The sequence below is a fragment of the Micromonospora sp. DT68 genome (assembly GCF_049847245.1).
In the GTDB taxonomy this organism is placed as follows: Bacteria; Actinomycetota; Actinomycetes; order Mycobacteriales; family Micromonosporaceae; genus Micromonospora; species Micromonospora profundi.
In genome coordinates, this window is record NZ_JBNCNZ010000009.1 from 176,897 (window position 1) to 199,160 (window position 22,264).

At 70.6% G+C, this 22,264-nt stretch carries 22 protein-coding genes; 13 read left to right on the forward strand and 9 right to left on the reverse strand.

What is annotated here, in order from left to right; translation table 11 throughout:
- Window position 1 precedes the first annotated feature (1 nt).
- Window positions 2–403 carry a YciI family protein gene (locus ACPXB1_RS18625; RefSeq protein ID WP_355594711.1) on the reverse strand — a complete coding sequence of 134 codons (402 nt, stop codon included), beginning with the start codon at window positions 401–403 and terminating at the stop codon, window positions 2–4.
- A 290-nt stretch (window positions 404–693) separates the two neighbouring features.
- Between ACPXB1_RS18625 and ACPXB1_RS18630 the strand changes: the two genes are divergently transcribed.
- Together ACPXB1_RS18630 and ACPXB1_RS18635 are read left to right on the forward strand one after the other, a co-directional pair.
- Window positions 694–1,437 (forward strand): neutral zinc metallopeptidase, encoded by a 744-nt coding sequence (locus tag ACPXB1_RS18630; RefSeq protein ID WP_355594709.1) that lies wholly within the window; start codon window positions 694–696, stop codon window positions 1,435–1,437.
- 142 nt (window positions 1,438–1,579) lie between these two features.
- Window positions 1,580–2,233, forward strand: a complete 654-nt coding sequence (locus ACPXB1_RS18635; protein WP_355594811.1) for an HAD family hydrolase — start codon at window positions 1,580–1,582, stop codon at window positions 2,231–2,233.
- Window positions 2,234–2,312: 79 nt separating this feature from the next.
- Here ACPXB1_RS18635 and ACPXB1_RS18640 read toward each other — a convergent pair whose 3' ends face one another.
- The 4 genes from ACPXB1_RS18640 to ACPXB1_RS18655 all read right to left on the reverse strand — a co-directional run bounded on the left by ACPXB1_RS18640 (window position 2,313) and on the right by ACPXB1_RS18655 (window position 7,149).
- Window positions 2,313–4,868: an ABC transporter permease gene (locus ACPXB1_RS18640; protein ID WP_355594707.1), complete on the reverse strand. Its 2,556-nt coding sequence runs from the start codon at window positions 4,866–4,868 to the stop codon at window positions 2,313–2,315.
- The gene (locus ACPXB1_RS18645; RefSeq protein ID WP_355594705.1) at window positions 4,868–5,635 is read right to left on the reverse strand and encodes an ABC transporter ATP-binding protein; all 768 of its coding nucleotides are present in this window, start codon (window positions 5,633–5,635) and stop codon (window positions 4,868–4,870) included. The genes ACPXB1_RS18640 and ACPXB1_RS18645 overlap by 1 nt, the downstream gene beginning before the upstream one ends.
- A 351-nt stretch (window positions 5,636–5,986) precedes the next feature.
- Window positions 5,987–6,673 carry a response regulator transcription factor gene (locus tag ACPXB1_RS18650; protein WP_355594703.1) on the reverse strand — a complete coding sequence of 229 codons (687 nt, stop codon included), beginning with the start codon at window positions 6,671–6,673 and terminating at the stop codon, window positions 5,987–5,989.
- Window positions 6,670–7,149, reverse strand: a complete 480-nt coding sequence (locus ACPXB1_RS18655; RefSeq protein WP_425735579.1) for a MarR family winged helix-turn-helix transcriptional regulator — start codon at window positions 7,147–7,149, stop codon at window positions 6,670–6,672. The genes ACPXB1_RS18650 and ACPXB1_RS18655 overlap by 4 nt, the downstream gene beginning before the upstream one ends.
- 80 nt (window positions 7,150–7,229) lie before the next feature.
- On the opposite strand from ACPXB1_RS18655, the gene ACPXB1_RS18660 reads away from it, so the two are divergent.
- Window positions 7,230–8,117, forward strand: a complete 888-nt coding sequence (locus tag ACPXB1_RS18660; RefSeq protein ID WP_425735580.1) for an alpha/beta fold hydrolase — start codon at window positions 7,230–7,232, stop codon at window positions 8,115–8,117.
- 20 nt (window positions 8,118–8,137) lie between these two features.
- Here the strand turns inward: ACPXB1_RS18660 and ACPXB1_RS18665 are convergent, their stop codons facing one another.
- Entirely contained in the window at window positions 8,138–9,052 is a 915-nt protein-coding gene (locus ACPXB1_RS18665) for a RecB family exonuclease (protein WP_355594697.1), read from the reverse strand.
- A gap of 149 nt (window positions 9,053–9,201) precedes the next feature.
- On the opposite strand from ACPXB1_RS18665, the gene ACPXB1_RS18670 reads away from it, so the two are divergent.
- The 3 genes from ACPXB1_RS18670 to ACPXB1_RS18680 all read left to right on the forward strand — a co-directional run bounded on the left by ACPXB1_RS18670 (window position 9,202) and on the right by ACPXB1_RS18680 (window position 11,931).
- Window positions 9,202–10,293, forward strand: a complete 1,092-nt coding sequence (locus tag ACPXB1_RS18670) for a M50 family metallopeptidase (RefSeq protein WP_355594809.1) — start codon at window positions 9,202–9,204, stop codon at window positions 10,291–10,293.
- Window positions 10,290–11,285: a tRNA (adenine-N1)-methyltransferase gene (locus tag ACPXB1_RS18675; protein WP_053661354.1), complete on the forward strand. Its 996-nt coding sequence runs from the start codon at window positions 10,290–10,292 to the stop codon at window positions 11,283–11,285. Before ACPXB1_RS18670 ends, ACPXB1_RS18675 begins: the two co-directional genes overlap by 4 nt.
- 73 nt (window positions 11,286–11,358) lie before the next feature.
- On the forward strand, window positions 11,359–11,931 hold the full coding sequence (locus ACPXB1_RS18680; RefSeq protein WP_053661352.1) for a hypothetical protein: 573 nt from the start codon (window positions 11,359–11,361) through the stop codon (window positions 11,929–11,931).
- Window positions 11,932–11,974: 43 nt separating this feature from the next.
- Here the strand turns inward: ACPXB1_RS18680 and ACPXB1_RS18685 are convergent, their stop codons facing one another.
- The gene (locus ACPXB1_RS18685; protein WP_355594695.1) at window positions 11,975–12,268 is read right to left on the reverse strand and encodes a ferredoxin; all 294 of its coding nucleotides are present in this window, start codon (window positions 12,266–12,268) and stop codon (window positions 11,975–11,977) included.
- A gap of 179 nt (window positions 12,269–12,447) precedes the next feature.
- Here ACPXB1_RS18685 and arc point away from each other — a divergent pair, with 179 nt between their 5' ends.
- From arc to prcA, 7 genes are all read left to right on the forward strand, one after another.
- The gene (arc, locus tag ACPXB1_RS18690) at window positions 12,448–14,232 is read left to right on the forward strand and encodes a proteasome ATPase (RefSeq protein WP_355594693.1); all 1,785 of its coding nucleotides are present in this window, start codon (window positions 12,448–12,450) and stop codon (window positions 14,230–14,232) included.
- A gap of 124 nt (window positions 14,233–14,356) precedes the next feature.
- Window positions 14,357–16,315, forward strand: a complete 1,959-nt coding sequence (locus ACPXB1_RS18695; RefSeq protein WP_355594691.1) for a hypothetical protein — start codon at window positions 14,357–14,359, stop codon at window positions 16,313–16,315.
- A 121-nt stretch (window positions 16,316–16,436) separates the two neighbouring features.
- The gene (gene dop / locus ACPXB1_RS18700; protein WP_377666393.1) at window positions 16,437–17,954 is read left to right on the forward strand and encodes a depupylase/deamidase Dop; all 1,518 of its coding nucleotides are present in this window, start codon (window positions 16,437–16,439) and stop codon (window positions 17,952–17,954) included.
- A 104-nt stretch (window positions 17,955–18,058) separates the two neighbouring features.
- Window positions 18,059–18,274 (forward strand): ubiquitin-like protein Pup, encoded by a 216-nt coding sequence (locus tag ACPXB1_RS18705; protein ID WP_030332902.1) that lies wholly within the window; start codon window positions 18,059–18,061, stop codon window positions 18,272–18,274.
- Window positions 18,275–18,460: 186 nt separating this feature from the next.
- Complete coding sequence (locus ACPXB1_RS18710; protein ID WP_425735581.1) at window positions 18,461–18,982, forward strand: endonuclease VII domain-containing protein; 522 nt, start codon at window positions 18,461–18,463, stop codon at window positions 18,980–18,982.
- Complete coding sequence (gene prcB / locus ACPXB1_RS18715; RefSeq protein ID WP_197281689.1) at window positions 18,901–19,740, forward strand: proteasome subunit beta; 840 nt, start codon at window positions 18,901–18,903, stop codon at window positions 19,738–19,740. Before ACPXB1_RS18710 ends, prcB begins: the two co-directional genes overlap by 82 nt.
- Before the next feature lie 61 nt (window positions 19,741–19,801).
- Complete coding sequence (gene prcA, locus ACPXB1_RS18720) at window positions 19,802–20,632, forward strand: proteasome subunit alpha (RefSeq protein ID WP_377666387.1); 831 nt, start codon at window positions 19,802–19,804, stop codon at window positions 20,630–20,632.
- A 189-nt stretch (window positions 20,633–20,821) separates the two neighbouring features.
- Here prcA and ACPXB1_RS18725 read toward each other — a convergent pair whose 3' ends face one another.
- Together ACPXB1_RS18725 and ACPXB1_RS18730 are read right to left on the reverse strand one after the other, a co-directional pair.
- On the reverse strand, window positions 20,822–21,598 hold the full coding sequence (locus ACPXB1_RS18725) for a sulfite exporter TauE/SafE family protein (protein ID WP_355594685.1): 777 nt from the start codon (window positions 21,596–21,598) through the stop codon (window positions 20,822–20,824).
- Window positions 21,599–21,670: 72 nt separating this feature from the next.
- Window positions 21,671–22,258 (reverse strand): rhodanese-like domain-containing protein, encoded by a 588-nt coding sequence (locus ACPXB1_RS18730; protein ID WP_355594683.1) that lies wholly within the window; start codon window positions 22,256–22,258, stop codon window positions 21,671–21,673.
- Window positions 22,259–22,264 lie beyond the last annotated feature (6 nt).

The following is a 22,264-nucleotide window of genomic DNA, read 5'->3' on the forward strand; positions in this document are numbered from 1 at the left end:
GTCAGCCGCCCAGGTCCTCGACGCCGTCGAGCACCGGCCGCACGTCCACGTACGCGCCGGGGGTGTCCGGGTCGACAAGGCCGGCGGCGATAGCGGTGGCCCGGTCGAAGCTGGCGCACTCCACGACCGTGTAGCCGGCCAGGACCTCCTGCGTCTCCGGGTACGGGCCGTCGGTGACCACTGGCGCACCGTCGCGCACCTGCACCCGGCGGGCGTGCACCGGCTCGCTGAGCCCTCGGGCGTCGACGAGTTCCCCGGACTCGGCGAGCGCCTGGTGGAACGTCTCCATGTGCTTGTGCATGGCCGCGACCTGCTCGGCCGACATCGCCGGCCGGTCGGAGGCCCGCCCGGACAGCACGTCGTAGTCCTGCTGCGACCCGTAGAGCAGAATCATGTACTTCATCGTGGTTGCCTCCTCCTGTTCCGGGCGGGGCCCGGCGTCCGTCACAGGAAACGTCGAACCTCAGACCCGATCCCCGGACACGCTCGCCCCATCCGATTTGTTGACCATGAGGTTGCCGTTCCGACACGCCGGGGAAGATGCCGACAACCTCATGATCAGCGGATCGCAGAGGTGGTGGTGCGCAGGGTCGTGAACCGTCTGCCCCTGCCGCTCGTGTAACTGGTGACGGGCTTGGCGGTCGTGTCGTCGGGGTATTGCCCAGCGCGGCACCGACGACCTGGGGAGGCGCAGTGGGGACACGTTCAGGACGCGACGCCCGAGGCCCGTTGGCCGCTCTGGTGGTTGCCGCTCTGGTGTCGCTCGCCTGCGCCGGCGGTGGGTTGACCGAGCCGCAGGCGGAGCGCCCCGCGCCGGGCCAGTCCCCGGCGTCGCCGAGGGCGGACACCACCCGGGCCGACGGCACCACGAGCGTGGCCGAGTTCGAGCAGGACGTCGCCGACGCGCAGGCGGTCGCCGAGCGCTACTGGGCCGCCCAGTTCAAGGCGTCCGGGCAGCGGTTCGAGCCGATCCGGCGGATCATCCCGTACCAGCGGGAGGGCGAGGTGTCCTGCGGCGGCCAGCCGTTGCCCCGCAACAACGCCGTCTACTGCTCGCGGGGTGACTTCATCGCGTACGACGTCAACTGGTCGGTGGCGGCGTTCCGCCAGGTCGGTGACGCGTTCGTGTTCTACCTGCTCGGGCACGAGTACGCGCACGGCATCCAGGTGCGGCTCGGCATCAACTACAGCTTCACCATCCAGCAGGAGTTGCAGGCCGACTGCATGGCCGGCGCTTACCTCGGCGACTCGGTGCGCTCCGGTGCGCTGACCCTGGCCGAAGGCGACCTGGAGGAGTTCCGGGAAGGGGTGGCGGCGGTCGGTGACGACCCCGACCAGCCATGGTTCGCCGAGGGCTCACACGGCACCCCCGAGCAGCGCACCGACTCGTTCTTCCGGGGCTACGAGCGTTCGCTGAAGGCCTGCGACCTCGGTTGATCGGGTGTCCAGCCTGGCAAAGCGGCGTTAACCGGGTCACCTCGGCGTCCGCCGCCAGCACCGGCCGCGACCGGCCCTGGCAGGATCGCCGGTGTCGCCCACGACCCTGGAGGACCCACTGAGCAGCCATCACCCCGCCGCCGTGCTCTTCGACATGGACGGCACGCTCGTCGACAGCGAGAAGCTGTGGGACGTCGCGCTCCAGGAGTTGGCCCGCGAGTACGGCGGTGAACTCTCCGAGGACGCCCGCCGGTCGATCACCGGCACCAGCATGGCCGAGTCGATGCGCATCCTGCACGACGACCTGGGCCAGCCCGAGCGGGACGCGGAGATCAGCGCGGCGTGGATCAACGCCCGGATCCTGGAGCTGTTCCGCACCGGGCTGCGCTGGCAGCCGGGCGCGTTCGCCCTGCTGGGCGCCGTCCGCGCGGCGGGCATCCCCACGGCGCTCGTCACCTCCAGCGGCCGGGCGCTTGTCGAGATCGCCCTGGACACCCTCGGTCGGAACAACTTCGACGCGGTGGTCTGCGGCGACGAGGTGGTGGCCGCCAAGCCCCACCCCGAGCCGTACCTGACGGCGGCTCGACTGCTCGACGTGCCGATCGGGCGGTGCGTGGCTATCGAGGACTCGGCGACCGGCGTGGCAAGCGCGCTCGCCTCCGGCGCGGCGGTGCTTGCCGTACCCGAGGCGCCCCTGCCCGACACGGCCGGCGTACACCAGGTGGAGAGCCTGACCGGCGTGGACCTGGACGTGCTCGCCGGGCTGCTCTCCGACCGAGCCGGCGCGACCGGCTGATTCAGACGTCAGGAGAACCCTGACCGCAACAGCGGAGGCCCCCGATCGCGATCCGATCGGGGGCCTCTGCTGTTGCCGGTCAGTCGTGGGCGATGGCGCCCAGGACGTTGATCCGGGCCGCGCGAACGGCGGGTAGCACCGCGGCCACCACCCCGATGATCGCGGCGAGGCCGAGGAAGACACCCATCTGCCCCCACGGCAGGATCAGGTCGGTGATCCCGTCGTCCTTGAGCGCCTCGACCACGGCGGCGCCGAGACCGGTGCCGACCACCACGCCCAGCAGCGCGCCGAACACCGAGATCACCACCGCCTCGACAGTGATCATGGCCATGGTCTGCCCACGGCGCAGGCCGATCGCCCGCAGCAGGCCCAGCTCGCGGGTCCGCTCCAGCACCGACAGCGCCAGGGTGTTGATGATGCCCAGCACGGCGATCACGATGGCCAGCGCCAGCAGGATCTGGATCATCGTGAGCAGCCCGTCGAGCTGGCTGGTCTGCTGCTCGATGAACGCGTTCCGGTCAGCCACCGACACCTCGGGGCTGTCCGCGAGCAGCGACTCCACCTGCGGCTGTACGTCGGCCACAGCGGTGCCGGGCGCCAGCTGGATGTACCCCTGGAAGGGCTGCGGGATCGCGAAGTCCTTCGCCGCCGTCGCCGGAAGCACCACAGGGTTCAACAGCTGCCCCGACTCGTAGATGCCGCTGATCGTGTACGTCCGCGCCTCGCCCCGGGTCAACTGCACGTCGACCGTCGAACCCACCGACCAGCCACGCGAGGCGGCAGTGTCGGAACTGGCGAGCATCTGCGTCGGCCCGAGCCGGTCGATGTCACCGGCGGTGGGCTTGGCGCTGAAGATCTGCCGCAGCGACGCGATGTCGCTGCTGGCCCCGACCCAGGTGCTCTCGCCGTTGATCTTCGCCATGTCGCCGTACTCGCCGGTGACCAGCTGCACGCCGGGCAGAGTCTTGGCCTGGTCCAGCACCGCCGGGTCGAAACTCGGCGGGCGCGGGCCGCCCTGGCTCCCGGCGATCACCAGCTCGGCCTTGATGTTGTCCTGGGCGAGCGCCCCGATGCTGCCCTTGGCCGAGTCGAGGATCACCGTGACGCCTGTGACGAGCGCGATGCCGACCATCAGCGCGGCGGCTGTGATCGCGGTGCGGCGCGGGTTGCGCCCGGAGTTCAGCCGGCCCAGCTTGCCCGGCACCGACCAGGAGAAGATCGCCCCGAGCAGGCCCACGACCGGCCGGCTGAGCAGCGGGGTCAGCAGCGCCACCCCGATGAAGGCGAACAGCACCCCGCCCAGGATGGTGGTCAGTGTCTGGCCGCCGGCGTTGCCGCTGAGCCCGAGGAAGAGCAGCACGGCGCCGATCCCGGTGACCACCGACCCGGCCACGGTGACCTTGGTCAACGGCCGGTCCGGTGTGGCCACGTCCTGCATGGCGGCGATCGGCGGAATCCGGGACGCCCGCAGCGCCGGCAGCAGCGCCGCCACCACGGTGATCACCAGGCCGACGGCGAACGAACCGATCACCGCCGACGCGGGCACACCGACGCCGGCCAGGGCGAGACCACCGGCCAGCTTGCCGAACAGGAACGCCAGCAGCGCGCCCACGCCGATGCCGGCGGCCAGGCCGAGCACCGAGGCGATCAGCCCCACGGCTATCGCCTCCAGCACCACCGAGCCGATGATCTGCCGGCCACTTGCCCCGATGGCGCGCATCAGCGCCAACTCCCGGGTCCGCTGCGCGACGATGATCGAGAAGGTGTTGAGGATCAGGAAGGTGCCCACCAGCAGCGCCACCGCGGCGAAGCCGAGCAGGATCTTGTTGAAGAAGGACAGACCCTCCTTCAGGCCGTCCGCGGCGTCCGCGGCCAGTTGCTCGCCGGTCTTCACCTGGAAGTTGGCGCCGAGGGCACCGGCCAGGTCGTCGCGCAGCTTCTCGTCGGAAACCCCACCGGCAGCGCGCACGGTGACGCTGCTGAACACGTCCGGCTCGCCGAGCATCAGCCGCTGCGCCACGGGCGTGGTGAAGAAGACCTCGTTGGCGCCACCGATCGAGTCCCGGTCACCGCTGTAACCGAAGATGCCGACAAGCGTGAAGTCCCGCTTCTTCGACTCGAACGCGGTGAGCACGCCGACCTTCTGGCCGACCTGCACCTTCGCCGATGTGGCAAGGGCCTTGTTGATGACGATCTCGTCGTCGGCCTGCGGCGCGCGCCCCTCACGCAGTCGCAGCAGCTCGCTCTCGCCGATCCAGTTTTCGCCCAGCTGCGGCGGACCGAACGAGGTCACCACCTTGCCGTTGCTGCCGATGATCCGGGCGCCGTCGGCAGCGACGACGCCGGTCGCCGACGCCACCCCCGGCACCTGCTTGACCTGCTCCACCACGGAGGCCGGCAGCGGATTGGCGGTCTGTTCGCCCTCGAACTCGTCGACATCCACCTTCGGTTTCGCCGCGACGTTCACGTCGATTTCCGAATAGGCGTCGGCGAAGGTCGAGTCGAAGGAGCGGCCCAGCGTGTCGGTGAGCACGAAGGCACCCGAGACGAACATCACGCCGAGCACCACCGCCAGCCCGGACAGGATCAGCCGGACCTTGCGGGCCAGCAGACTCTTCAGTGTCGCCCGGAACATCAGTTGCCCACCTCGGCGGGAGTGTCAAGCTTCTTCATGGTGTCCAGCACCGTCTCGGCCGTCGGCTCGATCAGTTCCGAGACGATCTGCCCGTCGGCGAGGAAGACCACCCGGTCGGCGTACGCGGCGGCCGTCGGGTCGTGGGTGACCATCACGATGGTCTGCCCGTGCTCGCGGACCGAGTTGCGCAGGAACGCCAGCACCTCCGCGCCGGAGCGCGAGTCGAGGTTGCCGGTCGGCTCGTCGGCGAAGATCACCTCGGGGCGGGAGACGAGCGCACGCGCGCACGCCACACGCTGCTGCTGGCCGCCGGAGAGCTGCGCCGGCCGGTGATCCAGCCGGTCCCGCAGACCGACCGTGTCGATCACCGTGTCGTACCAGGCCGGGTCGGGCTTACGCCCGGCGATCGACAGCGGCAGCAGGATGTTCTCCTTGGCGGTGAGCGTGGGCAGCAGGTTGAACTGCTGGAAGATGAACCCCACCTTGTCCCGGCGCAGCTTCGTCAGCCCCGAGTCGCCCAGGCCGGTGACAGTGGTCTCGCCGATCGCCACAGTCCCCCGGGTCACCGAGTCCAGGCCCGCCAGGCAGTGCATCAGCGTCGACTTGCCGGAACCCGACGGACCCATGATCGCGGTGAACTGGCTCCGTTCGAACTCCGCGCTGACCCCCCGCAGGGCGATGACCTGAGCCTCGCCGCTGCCGTACACCTTCCACACGTCGTTCGCCCGGGCCGCGGCCTGCGCCTGCTGGCCTACCGTCGCGGTCACGTCATCTACCTCTTCCGTCTGTTTCCGTCTGTCAAACACCGCGCCGCCCCCCGATGGTCCGGCGCGGCAGCTCCATTCTCGGCGCCTGTCACGCCGATCCTGTCCGCCCGTGGGCGGACCCGGAGCGGATTTCCGGCTGAGGGTGCACCCCCATGCCGGGTCAGGGTTGCCCCTGACCCGACGGCCGGTCGAGCGGTTTCCCACCGCCGCAGTCGAGCCTTCCGCCTCACGTCACAGGAGGGTCAACCGCGCCGGGCCGTCTCCGGTCACGGTATGTGACCACGGCAACCGGGCCGTCCCCCCACGGTGTGATCCTCTGGTACGCCGAGCGGCGTAGTCACCGAACGGCGGCTACGCCCGGGGTCGGACCAACCCCGACTCGTACGCCAGCACCACCGCCTGCACCCGGTCACGCAGACCCAGCTTGGTCAACACGTGCCCGACGTGTGTCTTGATTGTCGTCTCGCTCACCGACAGCGCCGCGGCGATCTCGGCGTTCGACAACCCGTGTGCCACCTGCACGAGGACCTCACGCTCCCGCTCGGTGAGCGGGCTGAGCGCCGCCGACGGGGTTGCCGTCGGGTCGGGCAGCAGGTCGGCGAAGCGGTCCAGCAGCCGCCGCAGGATCCGGGGCGCCACCACCGCGTCCCCGCCGGCCACCGTGCGGATGGCCGCGATCAACTCCTCGGCGGGCACGTCCTTTGCCAGGAACCCGCTGGCACCGGCGCGCACCGCGCCCACCACGTACTCGTCCAGGTCGAACGTCGTCAGCACCAGCACCCGGACGGGCAGCCGGGAATCGACGATGGCCCGGGTCGCGGCGATCCCGTCCATCCGGGGCATCCGGACGTCCATCAGCACCACGTCGGGCAGCAGCCGGCGGGACAGCTCCACCGCCTCCACACCGTCGCCGGCCTCGGCCACCACGTCCAGGTCGTGCTCGGCGCCCAGCACCATCCGGAACCCGGTGCGCAGCAACGGCTGGTCGTCGGCGATCAGGATCCGCACCGGCCGCGCCGGAGCCACCCGCTCGGTCATCCCGTCTCGCCGAGGTCACGGGTGAGCTGGCCCAGTGTGTCGAAGCGCGTGGGCCGGGTTCCCACCAGCGCGGTCAGGTGCCGCTCGAATACCTCAAGCTCGGCGGTGCCGATCTGCTGCTCCCACTGATCGCGTAGCTCGTCGAAGATCGCTTCTCCTTGCCGCAGCACCGTGAAGCCCAGTGCGGTGACCTGAAGGCGCTTGCGGCGGGCGTCGAGAGGGTCCTTGTCGCGGGTCACATATCCGCGTTCCTGCAGCACCGCGATGGTCTTCGCGGCGGACTGCTTGGAGATCGACAAGTGGCGGCCCAGTTCCGAGGCGCTGTCGGCACCGGCGGTGATGGCCCGCATGGCGAACTCGTGAACGGGGCGGACGTCCTCGTAGCCGCGTCGGGCCAACTCGACGATGACGGCGTCCGTGAGCGTGCGGAAGCCCCCGAGAAGCAGTCGCGCGAGTTCCGCACCAGAGCCAGGCATGCAAGAAGGCTACGACAGTGGCAGAAAGACAGCCTGGCTGCCTATTATTGGTCACCTAGGCTGTCTAATTGAGGAGTGGCATGACCGTCACACCAGCTGGCCCCACGGTGCCGGGGATCACCCACCACACCGTCGAGGTCAACGGAACCACCCTGCACTACGTGGCCGCGGGAACCAGCGGATCCCCGATCCTGCTGGTCCACGGCTTCCCCGAGACCTGGTGGACCTTCCGGAAGCTCATCCCGCTGCTCGCGGTCAACCACCGCGTCTTCGCCGTCGACCTGCGCGGCTTCGGTGACTCGGACAACCGGCCGGGCGAGTACGACAGCACGACCTCGGCAGAGGACCTGCACCAGCTGATCGCGCACCTCCACGTCGGCCCCGTCCACCTCACCGGGCAGGACATCAGCGGGGCGACGGTCTTCCGCCTGGCCACCACCTACCCGGAGGACGTGCTCACCTTCACCGCCATCGAGATGGGCCTGCCCGGATTCGGCCTCGAGATGCTTGCCGACATCACCCACGGCGGCGCCTGGCACATCGGCGTCCTCGCCGCGCCCGGCATCCCCGAGCTGCTGCTCGCCGGCCGTGAACGTGAGTTCCTCGGCCAGTACGCCTTCCCGGCGATGACCGCGATCCCCGGAGCGATCACCGACGTCGACATCGACGAGTTCGCGCGCACCTACGCACGCCCGGAGGGCTGGCGCGGTGCGATAGGCCTCTACCAGTCGATGCTGCGGGAGGGCCCTGAGATCACGACCCTCGCACAGACCCGCGGTCTGAACGTGCCCGTGTTGGCGATCGGCGCGGGCGGCGGTGCCTTCACCGCCGCCACCATGTCCCAGGCGACGTCGACCGACGTCAGGTCGGTGACACTGGACGGCGTCGGCCACTACGCCGCAATGGAGGCCCCGGAGGAACTGGCCAAGGCCCTTCTCGCCTTCACCGCGAGCGTGGACGCCGGATAACCGGCCCGCGCCCTCGAACCTCAGTCGTCGGCGCCCGGTGCCACCGGACGGGACCGGGCGTCGCGCAGGGGATCGGCACCGGGCCCCGCGACCGGGAACGGCGGCGGCGTCCCCCCGAAGCTGGGGCACAGGGCCTGATGGCTGCACCAGTCGCAGAGCCGGCTCGGCCGGGGCCGGAAGTCCTGCCGCTCGGTGGCCTGCTCGATGGCCCGCCACAGCGCCACCACAGTGCGTTCGAAGCGGACCAGCTCGTCGGCGTCGGGCGCGTAATCCAACACCTCGGCGTCGCGCAGGTAGAGCAGCCGCAGCACCTTGGGCACCACCCCCCGGGTGCGCCACAGCACCAGGGCGTAGAACTTCAGCTGGAACAGCGCCCGCGCCTCGAACGCCTCCCGCGGGGCACCACCGGTCTTGTAGTCGACCACCCGCAGTGCGCCGTCCGGTGCGACGTCCAGGCGGTCCAGGTAGCCACGGATCAGCAGCTCGTCGTCGACAACCGCCGAGATCAGGCTCTCCCGCTCGGCGGGCTCCAGCCGGGTCGGGTCCTCCACCGCGAAGTAACCCTCAAGCAGCCCTGCCGCCGAGCGTAGGAACTCCACAGGGCCGGCGGGCTCCGCGCCGTCGAAGATCGCTGCCAGCTCCGGCTGCTCGGTGACCAGCCGGTCCCACTGGGGGGCCACCAGGTCCCCGGCCGCGGCCGGGGTGCGGCCCGACGCGGGCAGGTCGAACAACCGCTCCAGCACGGCGTGCACGAGGGTGCCGCGGGCCTGCTCGATGGTCGTCCGCTCGGGCAGACGGTCGATGCTGCGGAAACGGTAGAGCAACGGGCACGTCTTGAAGTCCGCCGCCCGCGAGGGGGACAGCGAGGCCCGCACCGTCGGCGGCGTCTGTGCCGGGGAGGGGGGCTTGGGGCTGGTGACCGGTTCCGCCGTCATGTGCGCAAAGGGTAGGGCACCCGTATGACACCGACCGCCGCCCGCCCCGCGTACGGCCGGTCCGTAGCATCGTGGCGATGGAGCAGACATCTCGGCCGGCGCGCCGTCCCGACCGGCCCGACCGGCGTCCCGGCCTGAGCGTGGGCCGGGTGTTAGGGGTCCCGCTGCACCTCAACGTCTCGATGCTCCTGCTCGCCGTGCTGGTCGCCGTGCTCTACGCCGAATTCGCCCGCCGACAGCTGGACCTGCCGCAGATCAGCGGCTACCTGATCGGCTTCGGGTTCGTGGTGTCACTGCTCGGCTCGGTGCTGCTGCACGAGCTGGGCCACGCGCTCACCGCCCGGCGCTACGGCATCGGTGTGCGCGGGATCACCCTGGAACTCCTCGGCGGGTACACCGAGATGGACCGCGACGCCCCGACGCCCCGGATCGACCTGCTCGTCTCGCTTGCCGGCCCGGCGGTCTCCGCGGTGCTCGGCGTCCTCGCGGTGGCCGCGACCCTCGCCCTGCCCCAGGGCACTGTCGCCCACCAGCTCGCCTTCCAGCTCGCGCTGAGCAACGTCATCGTCGCGCTGTTCAACATCCTGCCCGGCTTGCCGCTGGACGGCGGCCGGGCGCTGCGCGCCGCCGTGTGGGGCCTGACAAGCGACCGGCACCGCGGCACCGAAGTCGCCGGCTGGGCGGGGCGTGTGGTCGCCGTCGGCACCGCCGGCCTGGTCCTGCTGCTCACCCTGGCCGACTTCCTGGCACCCCTGGCGCTCCCACTGATGCTCCTTGTCGCCCTCACCCTCTGGCGGGGCGCCGGGCAGTCGATCCGGTCCGCCCGGGTGAGCCGCCGGTTCCCGCTCATCGACCTGTCCCGGCTGGCGCGACCGGTCTGGCCGGTGGCCACCGGCACGCCGCTGTCCGAGGCGCAACGCCGCCGTGCCGAGGGCGGGCAGCCGGCAGCCGCGCTGCTGGTCACCGACTCCACAGGCCGCCCGGTCGCGCTCGTCGACCCGGCCGCCGCCGCGGCCGTACCCGCCGAGCGTCGACCCTGGTTGGCGGTGGACGCCGTCGCCCGGTCCCTGGGCACGCTTCCCACCCTTCCGGTCGGGCTGGACGGGGAGCGGGTGATCGAGGCCGTGCAGACCCACCCGGGCGCGCAGTACGTCGTGACGGCAGGCGAAGATGTCGTCGGCGTTCTGCACATCGCGGATCTGGCGCAGCTCCTCGAACCCAACCGGAAGATGACATCGTGACCGCAATTCCCTCCACCGTCCCGGCCGCCGCCCCGACGCTGACACCCGTGCACCGTGGCCCGTTCCGGCCCGGCGACCGGGTGCAGCTGACCGACCCCAAGGGGCGGATGCACACCGTGACGCTGGAGCCCGGCAAGGAGTTCCACACCCACCGCGGCATCCTGGCGCACGACGCGCTGATCGGGCTGCCCGACGGCAGCGTGGTGACCACCTCCGGCGGCGGCACCGCCTTCCTGGCGCTGCGCCCGCTGCTGTCGGACTACGTGCTGTCCATGCCGCGCGGCGCCCAGGTGATCTACCCGAAGGACTCGGCGCAGATCGTCGCCATGGGTGACATCTTCCCCGGCGCTAAGGTCCTCGAAGCCGGCGCTGGGTCGGGCGCGCTCAGTTGCTCGCTGCTGCGGGCCGTCGGCACCGAGGGCGAGCTGCACTCGTTCGAGCTGCGCGACGACTTCGCCCAGATCGCCAAGCGCAACGTCGAGGCGTTCTTCAACGGGCCGCACCCGGCGTGGCAGCTGCACGTCGGCGACGTGGCGCAGTGCCAGGAGACCGGCTTCGACCGGATCATCCTGGACATGCTCACCCCCTGGGAGACCCTCGACATGGTCGAGCGGGCGCTGGTGCCCGGCGGCGTGTTCATCGGCTACGTGGCCACCACGCCCCAGCTCTCCGAGCTTGTCGAGGCGCTGCGCGAGCGCGGCGGCTGGACCGAGCCGCGCGCCTGGGAGTCGCTGGTGCGCGACTGGCACGCCGAGGGCCTGGCTGTCCGTCCGGACCACCGGATGATCGCGCACACCGCGTTCCTGGTCTCCGCGCGCAAGCTGGCCCCGGGCGTCACCGCGCCGCCGCGCCGCCGCAAGCCCAGCAAGGGCACCGAGGCGTACGCGCAGCGCCGCCAGGACCTGCGGGAGGCCGAGGCCGCCCGGCAGGCCGCAGCCGCGCAGGCGGCCGGCGCGCAGCCCGACGCGACGGGGGAGATGGAACGGCCGTGACCATCGAGTTGGGCGCCGGCGTGACCAGGCGGATCGACCTGGGCGCCGGCCTCACCGGGCGGGGGAGGGCGGCATGAGCCGACCGGGCTACGGCGGAGGCGACCTTCCCGCAGTGTTTCCGGACTGGTCTCCCTACCAGGACCTGGAGTCGGCGGCGCGGGCCTACCTGCGTGACCCGGACGTCGCCCTGGAGGCGCTCGGCGGGGTGTTGCGCGGCGCCTCGGTGCTCGGCTTCACCCTGGAACGCTTCGTGAACGAGGTGAACGGCGTGTGGCAGGAGGTCGTCGTCTGCGACGGCAGCCGGCTGATCCTCTGGCACGGCGAGGACGTGCCGCCGGGGGAGGGGCCGCCGGGGTCGATGACCTCGTCGTTGCGGGTGGTGCCGGTGTCCACGGTGACCGAGGTGGGCTGCCGGCGACGCCTCAACCGCTCCGAGAGCGGCGAGATCCGGGTCGACAGCATCGACGTCTACCTGCTGCTGTCCTCGCTGGACGAGGCGCCGCCGAGCGAGGACATGGCCGGCACGCCGCGGCACGACGCGCTGCGCTTCGGCAAGACCCTGGACGACGGCGGGGCCGGGCAGATCGCCCGGTTGGAGGAGTTCGCCCGGCTGGTCGCCTCGGTGGTCGGCAGGCCTCTGCTCTGAGGCGTACCCCCGGCCGGGCCACGCGGCCCGGCCGGCGGTCGACTCAGTCGTCCTCGGCGTCCGGGCCGGCCACCTCGACGCCGTCACCGCGGACGACGTGGATGCAGTCGCCCGGGCATTCCTTCGCGGAGTCGATCACTTCGAGTCGCAGATGCTCGGGAACGTCGACCCGGCTGCCCGGCGTCATCCGCAGTTCACCGTCGGCGCCCTTGACGTACGCCAGGCCGTCGATGTCGAACTCGAAGACCTCCGGCGCGTACTGCACGCAGAGCCCGTCGCCCGTGCAGAGATCCTGGTCCACCCAGACCTGCAACTGATCGGTCGCGACCTCGGCCATTGGTGCACCCCCCATGTTCTCCCGTGCCACCACCCGACGGTACCCGAACGCCGGTACCGGCCCGGCAGACCACCCCTTGGCGATCAAGGTTCAGTGACGAGGGTGTTGCGTGGGACCGAATCGGGCTCATAGCGGCTAGTGTTAGCTCAGAACGTTCAAGCCCCCCGGGGAGGTGGGACGTGGCAGCACGCAGCGACGACGCGGACTCGCGCGCCGCACGGTGGGAGAAGGAAGCCCACGATCTCTCCACGCAGGTCGCGTTCCTTCAGGAGGAACTCGCTCTGGTGCGGCGTAAGTTGACCGAAAGCCCCCGACACGTCCGGCAGCTCGAAGAGCGGCTGGCGGCCACCCAGGCACAGTTGGCGCGGCTGACCGAGAACAACGACCGGCTGGTGAGCACCCTCAAGGAGGCTCGCACGCAGATCGTCACGCTCAAGGAGGAGATCGACCGCCTCGCGCAACCGCCGAGTGGCTACGGCGTCTTCCTAACCAAGCACGAGGACGGGACGGTGGACGTGTTCACCGGCGGCCGCAAGCTGCGGGTCGCGGTCTCGCCCTCGTTGGACACAGCCGAGTTGCGTCGTGGTCAGGAGGTCCTGCTCAACGACGCGCTCAACATCGTCGACGCGTTCGGGTTCGAGCGGGTCGGCGAGGTGGTGATGCTCAAGGAGATCCTGGAGGGACCAGGCGGCGGGCCGGGTGACCGGGCGCTTGTGGTCTCCCACTCGGACGAGGAGCGCATCGTGCACCTCGCCGAGACGCTCATCGGCTCGGCGATCCGGGCCGGCGACTCGCTCATGATCGAGCCCCGCTCGGCGTACGCGTACGAGCGGATCCCGAAGAGCGAGGTCGAGGAGCTGGTCCTGGAGGAGGTGCCCGACGTCGACTACAGCGACATCGGTGGCCTCCAGTCGCAGATCGAGCAGATCCGCGACGCGGTGGAGCTGCCGTTCCTGCACGCGGACCTGTTCCGCGAGCACCAGCTCCGCCCGCCGAAGGGCATCCTGCTCTACGGTCCGCCCGGCTGTGGGAAGACGCTGATCGCCAAGGCGGTGGCCAACTCACTGGCCAAGAAGATCGCCGAGCGGCAGGGCAAGGAGAAGCACACCAGCTTCTTCCTCAACATCAAGGGCCCGGAGCTGCTCAACAAGTACGTCGGCGAGACCGAGCGGCACATCCGGCTGATCTTCCAGCGGGCTCGGGAGAAGGCCGGCGAGGGCACCCCGGTGATCGTGTTCTTCGACGAGATGGACTCGATCTTCCGTACCCGTGGGTCAGGTGTCTCCTCCGACGTGGAGAACACCATCGTCCCGCAGTTGCTCAGCGAGATCGACGGCGTGGAGGGTCTGGAGAACGTCATCGTCATCGGCGCCTCCAACCGGGAAGACATGATCGACCCGGCGATCCTGCGCCCCGGTCGGCTTGACGTGAAGATCAAGATCGAGCGGCCGGACGCCGAAGCGGCGAAGGACATCTTCTCCAAGTACATCCTCTCCGGGCTGCCGCTGCACCCGGACGACCTCGCCGAGCACGGAGCCGACCCCCAGGCCACCGTCGCGGCGATGATCGACGCCGTGGTGCTGCGGATGTACTCCGAAACCGAGGAGAACCGCTTCCTCGAAGTGACCTACGCCAACGGTGACAAGGAAGTCCTCTACTTCAAGGACTTCAACTCCGGCGCGATGATCCAGAACATCGTCGACCGGAGCAAGAAGATGGCCATCAAGGAGTTCCTCACCTCCGGTCGCAAGGGGCTGCGCCTGCAGCACCTGCTCGACGCCTGCGTCGACGAGTTCCGCGAGAACGAGGACCTCCCCAACACCACCAACCCCGACGACTGGGCCCGCATCTCCGGCAAGAAGGGCGAGCGGATCGTCTACATCCGCACGCTCGTCTCCGGCGGCAAGGGCGCCGAGGCCGGCCGGTCCATCGAGACCGCAAGCAACACCGGCCAGTACCTCTGAACCACCGGTAGCACAGCGGAGCCCGGGACGCAGAAGCGTCCCGGGCTCCGCTGTGCCGCCCCCACCGGCAACCATCCGGTCGGTACGCTGTGGCGTTCCCACTCTTTGAACGTCGAGGATCCGCGTGCCGCCCCAGCTCACCTTCACCGACCCGTCGGCACGCCAAGCGATCGACCCGGACCGCCCACCGCCCGTACGCCCGTACCGGTGGCTGCTCATCGCGCTGGCGGCGGCCTGGCTGGTGCCGGCGGCGACGTACCCTCTGCACCTGGCGTGGCTGCTGCCGCCGCTGGTGCTGCTGGCCACGGCCAGCCTGCTGCGCGGCGGCCGCACCCTGCTCGACCGGCTGCTGCTCGCCGCGCTGCTGCTCGTCGGCGCCACCACCGCCGCCGGTCTGCTCTTCTCGGTCTGGCCCTGGGGGCTGCACCCGGTCGCGGTCAGCGGCACCGCGCTCACCGCCCTGACCCTCATCGCCGCGGCCACCGGCCGACGGCCCGCCCTGCCCCGCCCGCGCTGGGCCGACCTGCTGCCGGTCGTCGCCTCGGTCGCTGTCGTCGGCTACCTCGCCCTGCCGTGGTTGCGTGCCAGCACCGTCGCCGGGCGCCTCAGCCTGCTCGCCCTCGGCGAGGACAACTTCCGCCACCTGGCGCTCGTCGACGCCGTCGGCCGGCTCGGCGGGTACGCATTCCTCGACCCGGCCGGCGCCCGCGAGCAGGTCGTCTCGCTGCTGGTGCGCTACCCACAGGGCTGGCACCTCACCACCGCCCTGCTCGACTCACACCTGCGGTCGGCCACCGGCACGCCCAGCGGGGCCAGCAGCCTCACCCACTACGGATGGTGGTGCATCGCCACCGTCGGCCTGCTCGTGCTCACACTTTTCTGGGCCGCCCAGCGGCTACCCGGCCCACTGCACCCGCTGCACAGTGGCGTGCTGACCGTCGTCGTCGCCGCGCTGATCCTGGGCAGCCAGATGCCCCGGCTGCTGATCGCCGGCTACCCCAGCGAGGTGCTCGGGCTCACCCTCGCCGTCGCGTTGGCCGCCCTCGTCGTACGCCCGCTGGCCGGCAACCGCGAACAACTCGTCCTGCTCGCCGCCCTGCTGACGGGGATCGGCTTCACCTACTACCTGCTCCTTCCCCCGGCCGGGTTGCTGGTGCTGGGCTGGCTGATCGGGCACCGCCGGGAACTGCTCCAGGTCCGCCGGACGCTGCTGACCGTCGCCCTGGTCACTGCCGTGCTCGCGCCACTGCCCCTGCTCGTCGGTGTGCTCGGCGGCGGCCAGACCGACGCGATCGACGCGAAGGCCGGGCCGGAACTCGCCGAGGCGTGGCGGGCACTGCTCGGCCTCACCCCGATCGTGCTGACCGGCCTGGTGATCCAGGCACGCCGCGCCGAGGGCGCCTGGCGCCGGCACCTCGCCGCCGTACTGGTGGCCGTCGGGTTCGCCCTGGCCATCGCCCTTGTCAACGTCCTCGACGGTGTGCAACCGGCGTACTACTTCATGAAGGGCGTGCATCTCGCCACCGCCCTGCTTATCGTCGGCGTCGCCGCGCTGGTCCGGCTGCTGCCCGTACCGTCCGGTGCCGCCCGGTCGGCCCGCGCCGCCGCGATCCCCGCGCTCGCCGCCGCCGTGGCCGTGCTCACTGTCGTGACCCTCTGCGGGCTCACGGGGTGGCGCGGCAGCCTGCTCGTGGTCGACAAACAGAGCTGGACCCAGCTGTGGGTCCAGCACAGCGTCGACAAACCGTCGAGAGTGGCCCAGGTCTGCGACGCCGCGTACCGCCGCCACCCGGCGCAGCCGGGTACCGTCACTGTGGTGCTGGACCGCGCCGGCTACCGCGGCTACATCGAGTCCATCTGCCTGTCGGCACTGCAGGGCACCACCGCGCAGACCGAGCAGGTCATCTACCTGCCGATGTTCGACGAACCCGACCGCACCAGGAACATCCTGCGCGCGGCCGATGGACGGCTCCGGCTGCTCGTCGCCGATTCGGCGGCGCGGCGGCGCGTGGACCGGCTGCTGGCCGGGCACCCCGAACTGCGGGCCCGGGTCACCGTCGTGCCAATGATCGTCAAGTACTGACGCGACGCCGCGAGCAGCGACACCGGGAACCCGGCTGCACCGGCGCGCCCCCCTCCCCGAACAGTCGGACTACGCTCGACATGACGGGGGACCGGGTCGGGCGAGCGAAGCGGGTAGGTCGATGAGCGTAAGACGGATCATGGGCACCGAGGTCGAGTACGGCATCTCCGTGCCCGGCCAGGCCGGAGCCAACCCGATGGTCACCTCGTCGCAGGTGGTAAACGCCTACGGGGCCCGGCCCGAGCTCAACCGGGGCGGGCGCGCCCGCTGGGACTACGAGGAGGAGTCGCCGCTGCGCGACGCCCGCGGCTTCACCTACTCCGGCGCCGCGTACGACCCCGCCGAGGCTCTCGCGGACGAGGACCTCGGCCTGGCCAACGTGATACTCACAAATGGCGCCCGGCTCTACGTGGACCACGCCCACCCCGAATACTCCACCCCCGAGGTCACCACCCCCCGGGACGTGGTGCGGTGGGACAAGGCGGGGGAGCGGGTGATGGCCGAGGCGTCCCGCCGGGCCGCCACCATCCCCGGCACCCAACCGATCCACCTCTACAAGAACAACACCGACAACAAGGGCGCGAGCTACGGCGCCCACGAGAACTACCTGATGCGCCGGCAGACGCCGTTCGCCGACATCGTGGCGTACCTGACGCCGTTCTTCGTCACCAGGCAGATCGTCTGCGGCGCGGGCCGGGTCGGCATCGGGCAGGACGGCGGGCAGAGCGGCTTCCAGATCTCCCAGCGTGCCGACTTCTTCGAGGTCGAGGTGGGCCTGGAGACCACGCTCAAGCGGCCGATCATCAACACCCGCGACGAGCCGCACGCCGACGCCGACAAGTACCGCCGGCTGCACGTCATCATCGGTGACGCCAACCTCTCCGAGATCTCCACCTACCTCAAGGTCGGCACCACCGCGCTGATCCTCACCATGATCGAGGAGAAGGCGCTCACCGCCGACCTCGGCATCGCCGACCCGGTCAGCGAGCTGCGCGCGGTCAGCCACGACCCCTCCCTGTCGCACCTGATGCGGCTGCGCGACGGTCGCCGGCTCACCGCGCTGGACCTGCAATGGGCGTACCTGGAGCGGGTGCGGTCCTTTGTCGACGACCGCTACGGCACCGACGTCGACGAGCAGACCGCCGACGTGCTCGACAGGTGGGAGAGCGTGCTGGACCGACTCGGCCGGGACCCGATGCTCTGCGCCGACGAGCTGGACTGGGTGGCCAAGCTGCGGCTGCTGGAGGGCTACCGCGAGCGGGAGAAGCTCGGCTGGGGCTCGCACAAGCTCCAGCTCGTCGACCTCCAGTACTCCGACGTACGGCCGGAGAAGGGCCTCTACCACCGCCTGGTCTCGCGAGGGGCTATGAAGACGCTGCTCACCGACGACGAGACCCGCACCGCGATGACCGAGCCGCCGGAGGACACCAGGGCCTACTTCCGTGGCCGCTGCCTCGCCCAGTACGCCTCCGAGGTGGTCGCCGCCAGCTGGGACTCGGTGATCTTCGACGTGGGTCGGGAGTCGCTGGTCCGGGTACCGATGATGGAGCCGGAACGGGGCACCCGCGCGCACGTCGGTGCGCTGTTCGACCGCTGCGCCAGCGCCAAGGACCTGCTGGAGACGTTGACCGGAGGCTGAAACCGCGTCCGGATGCCCGCCGTGTGCCGTAACCCGGCGCGCGGCGGGCTTTTCGTCGCCCCCGCGAGGTAAGTTCATCGCAGACGATCGTGGAGGAGGCAGCAATGGCCACTCATGACAGCGGCGGCCAGTCGCAGTCCGGCAAGTCCCGGCAGGGCGAGGAGATCGAGGACGTCACCACCGAGGCCAACCCCGAGGTGGCCGAGCGGCACGCCGAGATCACCGAGGACGTCGACGACCTGCTCGACGAAATCGACTCCGTCCTCGAAGAGAACGCCGAGGAATTCGTGAGAGGCTACGTACAAAAAGGAGGTCAATGATCATATAGGGTCAATTCGGACATGGCGAGAACAGGTGATGACCGGGACGGCCTTCGTTGCTGCCGAGATTGTGGCGAATGGAAGGAACTCGATCAGTTCTGTGCGAGCGCGAAGAGACCGACAGGGCGGGGCAGCTACTGCAAGCTCTGTTTCAACGAGCGGTCCAAGGCAAGCTACGCGCGTCGGGTGAGGGCGAAGTTCGACCGTGAGGTGCGCGAAGGTCGCGTCGTGCCGGAAGGGCACAAGCATTGCCCGGCCTGCGGCGCGGTCAAGCCGTTTGATGCCTTCCCCCGCAACCGCGCCGACACCTCCGGCTATGCCACCTACTGCAAGCCCTGCCACAACACCAAGACCAGAGAGGCCAAAGAGCGGCTGTACGGGGGAAACCGCGAATACCACCTGCGGCGGCGGTACGGCGTCGGGGAGAAGGAGTTTCAGGAACTCCTGGCGGAGCAGGGCGGCGTCTGCGCCATCTGTGAGCGCCCCGATCCGGAACATCTGGACCACGATCATCGCACCGGATGGGTGCGCGGGATACTCTGCTTCAACTGCAACGGTGGTCTTGGCCAGTTCCGTGACAGTCCCATGAGGCTGGCCAGGGCGATCACGTACCTGAGAGGAACCACGTGGCAGCGGGCTTTGATCCATCCGGGCGTCTACCAGATGTGTTCACCAACGCGGGGACGTCCTCCTTCACCACGTTCCTGAGTCGGGTGGCCCCCGAGATGCTGCCCGGACGGCGTCCGCTGCCGCCGGGCATGGCCGCCGACCTGGCGCCGCACGCGACAACAATCGTGGCCATCTCGGCCGCCGATGGCGTGGTGATGGCCGGCGACCGACGGGCCACCATGGGCAACCTGATCGCCCAGCGTGACATTGAGAAGGTGCACCCCGCCGACGCGTACTCGCTTGTCGGCATCGCGGGCACCGCGGGCATCGGCATCGAGCTGATGCGACTGTTCCAGGTGGAGTTGGAGCACTACGAGAAGATCGAGGGCGCGATGCTCTCGCTCGACGGCAAGGCCAACCGGCTGGCGTCGATGATCCGGGGCAACCTGGGCGCTGCCATGCAGGGCCTCGCGGTGGTGCCGCTGTTCGCCGGCTTCGACCTGGCGGCCGCCGACCCGGCGAAGGCCGGGCGGATCTTCAGCTTCGACGTGACCGGCGGCCCGTACGAGGAGACCGGCTACGACGCGATCGGCTCCGGTTCTCTCTTCGCGAAGTCGGCCCTGAAGAAGCGTTTCCGGGCGGGCCTGTCCGTCGAGGACGCGACCCGGCTCGCTGTCGAGGCGCTCTACGACGCGGCCGACGACGACACCGCGACCGGCGGCCCGGACCTGACCCGCCGGATCTATCCGGTGGTGATGACCGCCACCGCCGAGGGCACCCGTCGGCTGACCGATCCCGAGACGGCAGCTATCGCCGAAGGTGTGGTCAGCGGCCGGATGGAGAACCCGGGCGGTTGAGCCCCGCCCACCCCCACCCGTCAGCAGTCGTCAGCACAGCGCCGTAAGGAGAACCGCCGCCGTGGCCATGCAGTTCTACGCCTCGCCCGAACAGATCATGCGCGACCGTTCCGAGCTGGCCCGCAAGGGCATCGCTCGGGGCCGCAGCGCGGTGGTCCTGAGCTACTCCGGTGGCGTGCTCTTCGTCGCGGAGAACCTCTCCAGTGCCCTGCACAAGGTCAGCGAGATCTACGACCGGATCGGTTTCGCGGCGGTCGGCCGCTACAACGAGTTCGAGAATCTGCGCCGGGCCGGTGTGCGGATGGCCGACCTGAACGGGCTCAGCTACGACCGGCGTGATGTCACAGGCCGCGCGCTGGCGAACGCCTTCGCGCAGACCCTCGGTGCGATCTTCACGGAGCAGTCGAAGCCGTTCGAGGTGGAGATCTGCGTAGCGGAGGTCGGTGCGACGGCCGACGAGGACGAGCTGTACCGGCTCACCTACGACGGCTCGGTCAACGACGAGCCGGGGCGGATGGCCATGGGTGGCCAGGCCGAGGCGATCACCGGTGTGCTGAAGTCGCAGCACCGTCCGGACATGTCCCTCGCCGAGGCGGCCCGCGTTGCGGTGCAGGCGTTGAGCGCCGTCGGCGGGGAGGGCGGCGCGGCCCGTACGATCGCCGCCAACCAGCTTGAGGTGGCGGTGCTGGACCGCCAGCGGGTGGGGCGTACGTTCCGCCGCATCACGGGCGCTGCCCTGACGGCGCTGCTGGACGGTGACGTCGCCGCCACCGACCAGCCGGCCGAGGCGGGCGGCCCCGACACGCCGGCGGTACCGACGACCGAGCCGCACAAGCCGACGACGTCGGCGGGCTCCGCCGACCTGGAGGACAAGCCGGCCGACGGCAAGTAACACCAGCACTGCGCGCTGCCCACTGTGGCGGCAGCACTGCGTCGCCTGCCGGCGGCCAGCGCTGCCGCCACCAGCCGTTGGTGAGCGCTGCCGCCTGCGTTGGTGATCGTTTCCCAGGGCTACGCCGACGTTCCTCTGACGAGCATGGACGTCCTGCGGCACGTACCCCCGCCTGGGAACTTCGGCCGATCAGGCCGGGGCGGGGTTGACGAGCGCCTGGGTGGCGACGAACGCCGCGACGGCGAAGACGAGCCAGGCGAAGGCGCGTTGCAGCCTGTGGGTGGGCAGCCGGGTGGCGAGCCGGCCCGCGGCGAGCGAGCCGATGATGGCGGCTGCGGTGAAGGCCACTGTGATGCCGTAGTCGAGGGTGACGTCGCCGAGGTGGGCGGCGAAACCGGCGGCGGAGTTGATGACGATGATGGCCAGTGAGGTGGCGACGGCGGTCGGCATTGTCAGGCCGAGCAGCAGCACCAGCGCGGGGATGATGAGGAAGCCGCCGCCGACGCCGAACAGTCCGGTGAGGAACCCGACGCTGAGGCCGGCAGCGGCGGATTTGGGCAGGCAGCCACGCCAGTTGATGCCGCCGCCGGGCAGGGCGCAGTCGCCTCCGGAGTCGTCGGTGTCGCGCAGCATCCGCAGGCCGGCGACGACCATGAGGGCGGCGAAGCCGCCGAGGACGACGCGGGGGTCGAGGAGCCGGTTGACGGCGGCGCCGGCGAAGGTCGCCGCTGCTCCCGTGCCGCCGATGATGGCGGCCAGGCGCCACCGCACCAGGCCGGCTCGCAGCCGGGGGAGCAGTGCGGTGGCCGACGAGACGCCGACCACGAGCAGGGACGTGGGGACCGCGGCGGCGAGCGTGAGGCCGGCGCCGTAGACGAGGGCGGGGACGGCCAGGATCGAACCACCCCCGCCGAGCAGGCCGAGCAGGACGCCGACGAGGGCACCGAACCCGATCGCAGCGATCATGCGTCACCTCCTCCCGGCCGACCCGCGCCGGTCGGCCGGGAACGGGTGCTGCTGCACCGACAGCGCATGGTGCTACCGCTGGTCCGTGGCGAGGGCCCTGACGACCTGGTCGACGGTGGTGCGGGGGCCCCTGTTGTACGGGAGTTTGGCGAGCATCATGCCCATGGCGCAGGTGTTGGTGAGTGCGGCGACGGTGAGGCCGGCGCCGATGAACGCGGCGACCCACTTGACCGGCTCGACAAGGGCGCTGACGAGCACGGCGGCCAGGACGATGCTGCCGGCGACGAGGCGGACCTGCCGTTCGAGGTCCCAGCGGGGCGTGCCCGTGGTGGTCGGCGCGTGGGCTGCCTGCCAGGCGTTCATGCCGCCGGTGAGGACCCGCACGTTCGGCAGGCCGGCAGTGGCGAGGGCCTGTTCGGCCTGGGCGGCGCGCTGCCCGGAGCGGCAGACGAGCACGACCTGCTCGTCGAGGTGGGCGCGGAGTTCGTCGCGGTGCTCGCGCAGCAGGTCCAGCGGCACGTTGTAGGAGCCGGGGATGTGCGCGCTCTCGAACTCGGCAGGGGTACGCACGTCGATCAGTCGAGGCGCCTGGCCGGTGCCGATGAGGTCCTGCAGGGCGGCGACGTCGAGGCTGGCCGGGGTGCTTGTGGGCGTGGTCATGTGGTG

Coding starts and splice junctions, on each gene's coding strand:
- ACPXB1_RS18625 (WP_355594711.1), bottom strand. CDS start 403: ATGAAGTACATGATTCTGCTCTACGGGTCGCAGCAGGACTACGACGTG.
- ACPXB1_RS18640 (WP_355594707.1), bottom strand. CDS start 4,868: ATGTTCCGGGCGACACTGAAGAGTCTGCTGGCCCGCAAGGTCCGGCTG.
- ACPXB1_RS18650 (WP_355594703.1), bottom strand. CDS start 6,673: ATGACCGAGCGGGTGGCTCCGGCGCGGCCGGTGCGGATCCTGATCGCC.
- ACPXB1_RS18655 (WP_425735579.1), bottom strand. CDS start 7,149: ATGCCTGGCTCTGGTGCGGAACTCGCGCGACTGCTTCTCGGGGGCTTC.
- ACPXB1_RS18660 (WP_425735580.1), top strand. CDS start 7,230: ATGACCGTCACACCAGCTGGCCCCACGGTGCCGGGGATCACCCACCAC.
- ACPXB1_RS18665 (WP_355594697.1), bottom strand. CDS start 9,052: ATGACGGCGGAACCGGTCACCAGCCCCAAGCCCCCCTCCCCGGCACAG.
- ACPXB1_RS18680 (WP_053661352.1), top strand. CDS start 11,359: ATGAGCCGACCGGGCTACGGCGGAGGCGACCTTCCCGCAGTGTTTCCG.
- ACPXB1_RS18685 (WP_355594695.1), bottom strand. CDS start 12,268: ATGGCCGAGGTCGCGACCGATCAGTTGCAGGTCTGGGTGGACCAGGAT.
- dop (WP_377666393.1), top strand. CDS start 16,437: ATGAGCGTAAGACGGATCATGGGCACCGAGGTCGAGTACGGCATCTCC.
- ACPXB1_RS18705 (WP_030332902.1), top strand. CDS start 18,059: ATGGCCACTCATGACAGCGGCGGCCAGTCGCAGTCCGGCAAGTCCCGG.
- ACPXB1_RS18725 (WP_355594685.1), bottom strand. CDS start 21,598: ATGATCGCTGCGATCGGGTTCGGTGCCCTCGTCGGCGTCCTGCTCGGC.
- ACPXB1_RS18730 (WP_355594683.1), bottom strand. CDS start 22,258: ATGACCACGCCCACAAGCACCCCGGCCAGCCTCGACGTCGCCGCCCTG.